Source organism: Shewanella profunda (assembly GCF_023283765.1).
Taxonomy (GTDB): domain Bacteria; phylum Pseudomonadota; class Gammaproteobacteria; order Enterobacterales; family Shewanellaceae; genus Shewanella; species Shewanella profunda.
In genome coordinates this window covers 1-8,505 of the sequence record NZ_JAKILG010000080.1, presented here as the reverse complement: position 1 = coordinate 8,505, position 8,505 = coordinate 1, and the positions used below count along the sequence as shown (strand labels likewise).

Here is an 8,505-nt window from a genome sequence, read left to right as displayed (position 1 = left end):
GGTGTAGTAGGTTGGGAGCGGTTATGGGAAGGATGGTTCAAACTGCAAACCATCCTTGAAGGCTACGAATTGGCTCTATCTCTTGAGCACGAGATGTGATCAAGAGATAGCCCTGCGGCCCTTTATTAGTATCTAAAAATGGCTTACACAGCCTCTTCGTTCTCTTCGCCCGTTCTTATCCGAATCACACGTTCAACATCCGAGACAAAAATCTTACCGTCACCAATTTTTCCTGTTCGAGCTGTTTCAACAATCGCATCAATAGCTTGATCAACCAGATCATCTTGGATCACCAGTTCAATCTTCACTTTAGGCAAAAAATCCACCATATATTCAGCACCACGATACAACTCTGTATGCCCCTTCTGACGACCGAACCCCTTGACTTCCAGCACTGTCATCCCAGTAATACCTATCTCTGCAAGTGATTCACGCACATCATCTAATTTAAAAGGCTTAATAATGGCTTCAACTTTTTTCATGAAAAATTCCTCATCCTTGCATTAACATAAACAAACAGAATAGCACAAGCTTACACGGGGTTACGTCAATATTGAAGTGAATGTCATGCTTTACTCATAAAACACAGTTTCTACAAAATTCCTTTTAGCACATAAAAGTCTAAAAAAAGCCCAATGATTATCTGGTGAGATTTTATACTTGTACTTCAGCTATCACTAAATAAACTCGCTCGCGGGATGCAAGCGCAATTAAGACAAGGATATGTCATGCATACTCATCAAAAAGGCTTTAGCCTTATAGAACTTATTACCACCTTATCAATTTCAACAATCTTACTGACAATTGGGGTCCCTTCATTAAACGATATATACACCAGTTATCGGGCCGATAGCAGCATTCGTCTTATTCAGCAAACTATCCAACTTGCACGGAATCAGGCTATTTCATTTAATCAGAAGATCACTGTTTGCGCGCTTATCGATAACAAGTGCTCATCAAACTGGCAGGTAGGACTAACTATCTTTGTTGATACTAATGCTAATAATCAACTCGATAACAATGAAAAAACACTCTACACAACCAATGCTTTTTATTCCAAAGATATAGTTAAATGCAACCGTATAGCGATACGTTTTCAACCTGATGGATTGGCATCAGGAACAAATGCGACACTTAAATATTGCCCCGTATCAGCTACCAGTCCTTATTCTAGAGCTGTTATTGTCAATCAAGCAGGACGCGTCCGGTTCTCCACAGATAACAACATAAACTGTAGCTAATCGAACATAAATCGACATAAAGTTTATTTTGCCAATCACAGAACTAAACTCCTTTAAATGTCAAAAAATAGGCATTTATAGGAGTAAGTTATATATGCTGAAAACAGCAACCTTCTCGCTTATACTGAGTAAAGTCTTTGGGAGGGTTAACTTATGCTAAAAAAATTTGCTGGTTTTACATTAGTCGAACTAATGGTGACAATTGCCGTTGCAGCAATATTATTGACCATAGGAGCTCCATCATTAGTATCCCTTTATGAATCAACGCGGGTTGACAATAACATTGGTAAAATCAATGAGACCTTAGCATTTGCCCGAAACCAAGCCATCAATTATGGTAATGAGGTGACTGTATGTGCATATGAGTCTGAATCAAGTTGCAAAGCAGGAAAAGATTGGAGTGCCGGGATTCGAGTATTTTCAACTGCCGACAGCACTAAATCATTACGGGTGATTGATGGTTTTCATGCCAGTGATACTGTAAAAGCATCCGTTGAAACGATCACTTTTTCAACCGATGGTTTAGCAACTGGCGGCAGCATTATTTATTGTGCTAGTGCCAAAGCCTCTTCCGCTAAAGGAGTAATAGTTAATATCGGCGGATTAATAGCCTATGGTGAAACGGGTATAAGTTGCTAACAAGACACATAAAAACAGAATCTACCGCAACACGTTGATATTTAATCAGCATACCAACTTGTATTGTGTCCCATACATATCTCTTATAACTGCGAAATGGCATAACTTAAATCACCATGTCCTTCGCCAACATAGATATTAAGCATAGCTCCTTACCTTGGCGTTTGCTTATCTAGCTCTCTGCTTTTGTCATTACTAAATTCAGCACTCAAAGGAACGCATTCAATAACATCTTGAATAAAATGCTTTTTCCCCAAATTATCCGTCAACTGTTTGCTCGGTAATTTAGCCATATTGAGTTTAGCTTTGCTCGACTCCCAGCGGTAAAAAGCTATCAGTTCACTTTTAGCCAAAGTGATATGGCACTTGTAATCCTGAACCCTATCAATCGGGGCGGCATCTGCCAGTAATGGCACTGAAATAAATATGAGCACAATAGGCTTAATCATTTCCAACACTCCTCAGATGGCCCTTTAACACCGACATCTGTTAATGTGATAGTTGCACAGACAGAATCTCGACTAGCCTGACTCCCCTTCGCAGTCGCAGTAATTTTAAAACTACTTGTCCCTTCAGAAGAGAGACTATAATGTCCGTGTTCTGTGACAAACGGGCTTGCAGATAACCCTAGTTTAGTCATATCAGTGGTATAAACTTTATTATCTAAGTAATACTGTTCCTGTAAGTTGGCAACCCGCATCGCGGCAGCAACCCCCTCAGAGCGACCACTTTTAGTGACATACTCAATATAAGATGGATAAGCAATTGCAGCTAAAATCCCCACTATCGCTACTGTAATCATTAACTCTATTAGCGTAAAACCTCTGGCGATCTTCATTCAATATCACTCATTAATATGGTAGTAAATTTTATTAGCGCTCAAGACGCCACCTAACTCAATCGTACCTTTACACTCGCCGTTTTCACATTCACCTTTACCGACACCGATAATATATGCTTTAACTTCTTCACCATCCTCAGGTTTCGGAATTACTATTTGGGGTGTATCAGGAACCCGCTCACCAACTTCGTAGTAAACCTGATTATAGGTACGCGTACCTTTATGTAAATCAAACACATATAATCGCCCTTGTCCTGAGAAGCCACACACTCCTGCATCTAAATCCACCGCTTGGTTTGTCGGTGGAACAAAAGAAGTAAAATAAACTTTGCCATCGAAAATAAGTGAAGCAGATAAGCTTTTTTCACCATTGGCAGTAAAATCGTAGTACCAGCCTCTCGTTTTGCCAAAAGTAACATTCTCTGACTCACTAGCCGGTGCACTGCTACTGACGTTGTAAAGATCGCTAAGAGTCAATACTGAAGGTTTATCCGTAAATACTTGAGTAACAACATTTCTATCTTGAAAAACATAAAACATATCGTTTGTAGTCATATCTAAAGGATGGTTGCGGTTCCCTGTTCCGATAGTGACAGCATCATAGGGAATTTTTTGATAACTTAAGACACCACTCTCTGAATGAACATTATTAAATTGAGTTTGTGCTACTACAGGTTCAGCAAAAAACATACGATTATTCGGAGACTCACCCGCAATGGACGCAAATTTGAAAATAGCCCATTCACTCTGAGTCGTGCCTGGCAAATCAATACGCCATATATTACCCGTAATATCACTCGCATATATACGATCTGTTGCGCCATCGTTGTCACTGTCTAGCACAGCCACTTTAGTCGCCACACTCCCCATATCATCGGCAGTAAATTTAGTAATAAATGCACCAGTATCAGCATTAACGATATAAACTGCTGCACCAGTTCCATCAGATGAGGCCATTCCGCCACCGAATATCAGCATAGGGTCCTTGACTCCTGGAATATAAGTCACTACGGGTTCTGACCATGTTTGCCCGAGATCTTCAAAGGAAGTGCTATCCGAATTAATCATCCATTTAAACTTTGGAGAATCTGCGGTTGTAATATCTAAAGCATAGTAGGATGCACCGCCACTTCGCATACCTAAAAATACCCAAGCCTTAGTGAGTTTACCACTTGCGTCATTTTCAGTGTATGCCACGGGTGATAGATCCATACCATATACAGAATGCACCCCTGTGGCTGGGTTTTGCCTTAACTTAGGGATATTGCCCCATAGCTCGTCAGGAATAAATGCCCATGACTCCTCTACAGAGCCAACGCTATAATCATTATTTCCTGTATCAGAATCCTTAAACATATGTACTAACCCTTGGTTAGTACCAACAAGAATACGAACATCCAAATTTGTTGTACTACCATAATTAATAGCTAAAGGTTTAGAGTGAAGGGGATCTCCCATAATATCTTCTCGGGCATCCGATGTACTATTACTATTATTCTCATCATCTACATCGACACCATATAACCAATCAGAATCCGCCTGAGAATAACTAGAAACAAAAGAAGAACTCGAAAAATTAACCAGACTTGAACCACTAGAGGTGTAGATAGTGCGGTTTTTAAGCTTAGCCCTCAACGAAGGTAACACTCCACCAGAAAGTACTTTATTACCATCATTTGATTCAGAGCAAGTATTCCAATAGGTACAAACATCATTAGCAATATTACCATTGGAATCAATCGCCTTATTATTTCCACCAGGACCTACAATTTCTCCAGCAGCATTTACTTTCAGTTTTTTAATATTACCACTCCAACGAGGTCCATTACCGGGTAAGAACATTGCATAATATGCAGAATTATAGGTTTGTGTTTTATCGAAGTTATTACTAGCAATACTCGGTGAGGTAAAAGATGAGTCTATCGTTAAAATTGATTTTAAGGCATCATCCAATGCTGAGACTAAATCGAGGCCATTTTTAGCAACATAATATCCCTTAGATACATTATTGCTACCACGTGGATTCCCCCCCCTAAAGGCGGTTTCCTCTAGCAGAGCAGCAGCCTCATCAGCACCATCTGAAAAACCGATAGTAAATATTCGAATATTTTGTTTATTATCAACACCTAAAGAGTCTGTATTACCAGCTATAATATCATTATTATACATATAAGCAGCAAGTGCTGGCATATAGCTCGTTTCAGTCTTATTTTCAGCATTAGTAAATGAGAAGTTAGAATAGTTGGCAGCTTGATTTTTGGCGCTTGCAGCTAAGCCAGTAATAAGTGTATCTGCAGATTTATCTAAAGTGGGGGCGCCATCGGTAATATATATAACGTAAGCAGTGTCGGGGCACTTTTTAAATGGCGTCGTGTAATTCCCGGAAGTCAATATGCTCGGGGGGGTATTAGGTATATATCCATCTATTTTATAACTCCCTGTACCGTTTTTGTCTTTATTACCATAAGTTACAGGACCACCACTAAAATACTGGTATGCTTCATAGAGTGTTTCACAAAGTGGTGTATTTGTTTTCGCAGGCATACTTTTAATTAGAGAAGTAAGGTTCGCTTTATTTGTACTGTTCATTTCGGTTAAACCATAAACGATCCTCCCACCATCAGCATCTCCTTCATTAGGGTAATCTAAGTTAAAAACTGCAAGCCCCGCATCGATAGGAATTGCTAGCGATTCTAATGCAGAAATCAACGCACTTTTAGCTACATCGAGTCGAGTACCTACACCACCACTATTTTTACCTTCTTCTGTCGTTGTTGCCCATTTATGCCAAACAAGATAATGTGCGGTGTATAAAGTCACAGGTTGACCAGCACCGAACTGTGTGTTATTCAAGCTTAATAGACGATCAGTTTCATTGCTACCTGCTGTATACCTTGATTTATTATTTATTGGATACCCATTTTTAAAAGCAACACCTTTTAACTTTCCTGGATTAACTGGATCGGCATTAAGAATATCTTCATAACAATCAACGATATCATTTTGATTAAAACCATTATTATCCGCTAAGTTGTTCCAAGTATTTCGATTACTACTAAACTCCCGCAAATAACCTGTATAACGACCTTTATCGACTAAGGCTTTTGCTGCTGTGTTGCAGTTATTGTTATCTAGATAAAAGCGCCGACCATCATTAGGCTTATCTGGCGTTGGCATATTATTAGTATTATCTATACCGCCAGCATTCCAATAGGTTCCTTTATTATTGATATAACCAGAATAACTAGCTAGAAAATTTTCAAATCCATCGGGATAACTACAAGTACCTGCTACTTTACCCGCTTCAGAGCAATAGGAGGTCACTGCACTCTCTTCCACTGTCGACATACTCCCTGAATTATCAAAGATAAACAGCACCTGTGGTCGCTTCCCTGAACGAACTGTTGAATCAACAAGATACAGTTCAGTATCGTCGGCATATGTTGTGCCTGTCACAATAGTTAATGCAGTCAAAAGACCAATTAAGCATTTATTTAACATGATATTAATTTCCTGTTAGTACTTGCTGTTCAATCCCAGCGACTACAGTGACTTGCCCTAAATCGTCTCGACCAAATGTAGCTGTACTGCTGATTTCGACCCGCCGACAACTCACTAAATTAGCGCCAGTAGCCCTGTCTGTTCGCTGACAACTAACATCTCTGACTCCCGTAAGAGGAAGTGGGGTTAATTGCTGAGTACCATTAAAAAGAGTTTCCGATGTCACTAAGCCAAGATTCGCAAAAAGCGCTCCTTGATAATTTGCAATCACCTGTTGTAAACCCCCATCGGCAAGTGCTTTAGCCTCAATTCGTTCCGATCCGGCTCCCGACATACGAAGGGATTGCGTGGAATTGACGGCCAATGCAACGCCAATGACAGTCATAATGATCAATACAATAAGTGCAAAAAAAAGCACGATCCCACGTTGTTTACTCATCAAAAACCTCATTTAACTACGGATCAGCACTGGGTTTTCCAATACGACTGTCGTAGACATCACCTTACGTCGATAACTATCTTTAGGAGCTTCAATAGTTTTGTCGCCTAATTGATACTGAGTTTCGTTAGTGTAGCTAGTATCAACTTGCACTGACCGCACTAATACAAATAATTTCAAGGCAACCAATCGCTGAAAAGTCTGATTTTCCCACATCAAATTGCTGACATTTTCGGCAGAAAGAAAACTATCAGGAGTATCATCCCCATCATTATCAAAACCATAGAGAATACGGAGATTTTCAATTCCCTCAACCAATTGCTCGTCGTTATTCATACCGCCATCAGTCAAGGTTTTGCGACGTAAAACAGGAATTTTAGAAGCGTCGTCACTAATAAAGTACACATGATGTTGATACTCCCATATACGCCCATTAGTCATGGGGGGAGAAGCACTACCAGTAAAAAAAATCGCTTGGCTAGCATTGGCTACAACAAAGACATTATCACCAGAAGGAGCCGCAAGGGATGGACCAATTAACCTTTTAATTTGTAATACATCGGTATTGTTATTGACATTATTTAGGCAGTCAAAAGGTGCTGTGCCAACGCCTTGCTCATAGCCCCACAAACGACGAAAATGTGCCGGAGTATTATTGGGTAGCGTGGCATTATTTGCGCCGCCACCGACACAATCTGATGCAAGGGCTGCAACAGTGACTTGCGTATTCGCCCCTAATACAAAGTCAGTCCCCGTCATATCCCCCATAAAGCCAAGTTGGCTCAAATCACGCTCAAGAATCGCTAAGGCTATGCGGCCGTTTTCCTGTAACTGATTAAATTGGCTTGTGGTTGTCACGTTTGAAGATGACATACTAAACATGGTAAATACGCCAGCAGTTAAAAACAGGCCAATGACCATAGCCACCATCAACTCGACCAGTGACAGCCCCGTTTGATGATGAATGGTCGATATTTTAAATTGTTTTATCGCCATCTAAATCACCGTCTGCAAAGTAAATACGCGTCTTCTTTTACTGGCGGTTCCACAATCTACATTATCAATACCATCGCTCGTTTCAGTAATGCCACGCCATGTCATAGTGACAGAAACAGTGTTAGCGTTAACTCGAATACAGGCCGTTGGTGTATCTAAGCCACCAACATGTTGAGAACCGACGACCTCATTCTCACCGGAAAAGGCGGACTGCCATTCGTATAAGTCCCAAGTAACTAATTGTGCTGGAGTGCATAGAGTCACCCCTTCACACGCGGGTGATGCTGGCGTGATGGCAGTTTTAGAACCAACATAGTCACCATGGTAACTGGCAAGTTGGGTTGAATTAAGTTTCATCCGATTGATAATGTCATTTGCGTAATAGGAGGCTTGTGTCTGTTGGAAGGATTCAAAACTTCCGCGCTTGGCGATGATGTGAAGATTAAAAATACCTATTAAGCCAATAACTAAGATCACTAACGCGACAAGCACTTCTATCAGTGAGAAGCCTCGTTGAAAATGACGTTGTGTCAATCGTTCGATTTTAGCCATATTTTTGACAAGCTTTTCAGCCATTTACCCTTTTAAAATCCTAATGTTACGACGAAAGCATGACGGATAGTTAATAATAGATGAGTAAAATATAACTAGCCAGTAACAATTATATCTAAGTACGAATGCCATTATGCTTTGCATGAATTTCAAATATTCAGGCGAAAAAAAAGAGGCTAATGCCTCTTCAGATTAATGACAAACCCCGGTTTTTGACACCGGGGTTTGTTTTTTTAAGGCTGTAATCTTTATGTTGCCTCTTTCTGTCTTTTTACTACTATCAAATCTGTTTTAAA

The 8,505-nt window shown here is 40.1% G+C and carries 9 protein-coding genes; 2 read left to right on the top strand and 7 right to left on the bottom strand.

From position 1 onward, the window contains the following. Positions 1–143 precede the first annotated feature (143 nt). Entirely contained in the window at positions 144–482 is a 339-nt protein-coding gene (gene glnB / locus L2744_RS21025) for a nitrogen regulatory protein P-II (RefSeq protein WP_248993706.1), read from the bottom strand. A 246-nt stretch (positions 483–728) separates the two neighbouring features. Here glnB and L2744_RS21020 point away from each other — a divergent pair, with 246 nt between their 5' ends. Both L2744_RS21020 and L2744_RS21015 read left to right on the top strand, forming a co-directional pair. After that, positions 729–1,241 (top strand): GspH/FimT family pseudopilin, encoded by a 513-nt coding sequence (locus L2744_RS21020; protein ID WP_248993705.1) that lies wholly within the window; start codon positions 729–731, stop codon positions 1,239–1,241. Between the two features lie 153 nt (positions 1,242–1,394). Further along, positions 1,395–1,880 (top strand): GspH/FimT family pseudopilin, encoded by a 486-nt coding sequence (locus L2744_RS21015; RefSeq protein WP_248993704.1) that lies wholly within the window; start codon positions 1,395–1,397, stop codon positions 1,878–1,880. Positions 1,881–2,032: 152 nt separating this feature from the next. Here L2744_RS21015 and L2744_RS21010 read toward each other — a convergent pair whose 3' ends face one another. Genes L2744_RS21010 through pilV form a run of 6 tightly spaced genes read right to left on the bottom strand, consistent with a single transcriptional unit; the run spans position 2,033 to position 8,233 of the window. Then, complete coding sequence (locus L2744_RS21010; RefSeq protein ID WP_248993703.1) at positions 2,033–2,329, bottom strand: TapY2 family type IVa secretion system protein; 297 nt, start codon at positions 2,327–2,329, stop codon at positions 2,033–2,035. Beyond that, the gene (locus tag L2744_RS21005; RefSeq protein ID WP_248993702.1) at positions 2,326–2,718 is read right to left on the bottom strand and encodes a type IV pilin protein; all 393 of its coding nucleotides are present in this window, start codon (positions 2,716–2,718) and stop codon (positions 2,326–2,328) included. Before L2744_RS21005 ends, L2744_RS21010 begins: the two co-directional genes overlap by 4 nt. A gap of 6 nt (positions 2,719–2,724) precedes the next feature. After that, positions 2,725–6,222, bottom strand: a complete 3,498-nt coding sequence (locus L2744_RS21000; RefSeq protein WP_248993701.1) for a pilus assembly protein — start codon at positions 6,220–6,222, stop codon at positions 2,725–2,727. Between the two features lie 4 nt (positions 6,223–6,226). Then, positions 6,227–6,661, bottom strand: coding sequence for a pilus assembly PilX family protein (locus tag L2744_RS20995; protein ID WP_248993700.1), 435 nt, complete (start codon positions 6,659–6,661; stop codon positions 6,227–6,229). Between the two features lie 12 nt (positions 6,662–6,673). After that, the gene (locus tag L2744_RS20990; protein WP_248993699.1) at positions 6,674–7,657 is read right to left on the bottom strand and encodes a PilW family protein; all 984 of its coding nucleotides are present in this window, start codon (positions 7,655–7,657) and stop codon (positions 6,674–6,676) included. Next, complete coding sequence (pilV, locus tag L2744_RS20985; RefSeq protein ID WP_248993698.1) at positions 7,658–8,233, bottom strand: type IV pilus modification protein PilV; 576 nt, start codon at positions 8,231–8,233, stop codon at positions 7,658–7,660. It lies immediately after the preceding gene. Between the last annotated feature and the right edge of the window lie 272 nt (positions 8,234–8,505).

What these genes read in the sequence shown, in the direction of transcription:
- glnB (WP_248993706.1), bottom strand. Translation starts at nt 482, where the DNA reads ATGAAAAAAGTTGAAGCCATTATTAAGCCTTTTAAATTAGATGATGTG.
- L2744_RS21020 (WP_248993705.1), top strand. Translation starts at nt 729, where the DNA reads ATGCATACTCATCAAAAAGGCTTTAGCCTTATAGAACTTATTACCACC.
- L2744_RS21015 (WP_248993704.1), top strand. Translation starts at nt 1,395, where the DNA reads ATGCTAAAAAAATTTGCTGGTTTTACATTAGTCGAACTAATGGTGACA.
- L2744_RS21010 (WP_248993703.1), bottom strand. Translation starts at nt 2,329, where the DNA reads ATGATTAAGCCTATTGTGCTCATATTTATTTCAGTGCCATTACTGGCA.
- L2744_RS21005 (WP_248993702.1), bottom strand. Translation starts at nt 2,718, where the DNA reads ATGAAGATCGCCAGAGGTTTTACGCTAATAGAGTTAATGATTACAGTA.
- L2744_RS21000 (WP_248993701.1), bottom strand. Translation starts at nt 6,222, where the DNA reads ATGTTAAATAAATGCTTAATTGGTCTTTTGACTGCATTAACTATTGTG.
- L2744_RS20995 (WP_248993700.1), bottom strand. Translation starts at nt 6,661, where the DNA reads ATGAGTAAACAACGTGGGATCGTGCTTTTTTTTGCACTTATTGTATTG.
- L2744_RS20990 (WP_248993699.1), bottom strand. Translation starts at nt 7,657, where the DNA reads ATGGCGATAAAACAATTTAAAATATCGACCATTCATCATCAAACGGGG.
- pilV (WP_248993698.1), bottom strand. Translation starts at nt 8,233, where the DNA reads ATGGCTGAAAAGCTTGTCAAAAATATGGCTAAAATCGAACGATTGACA.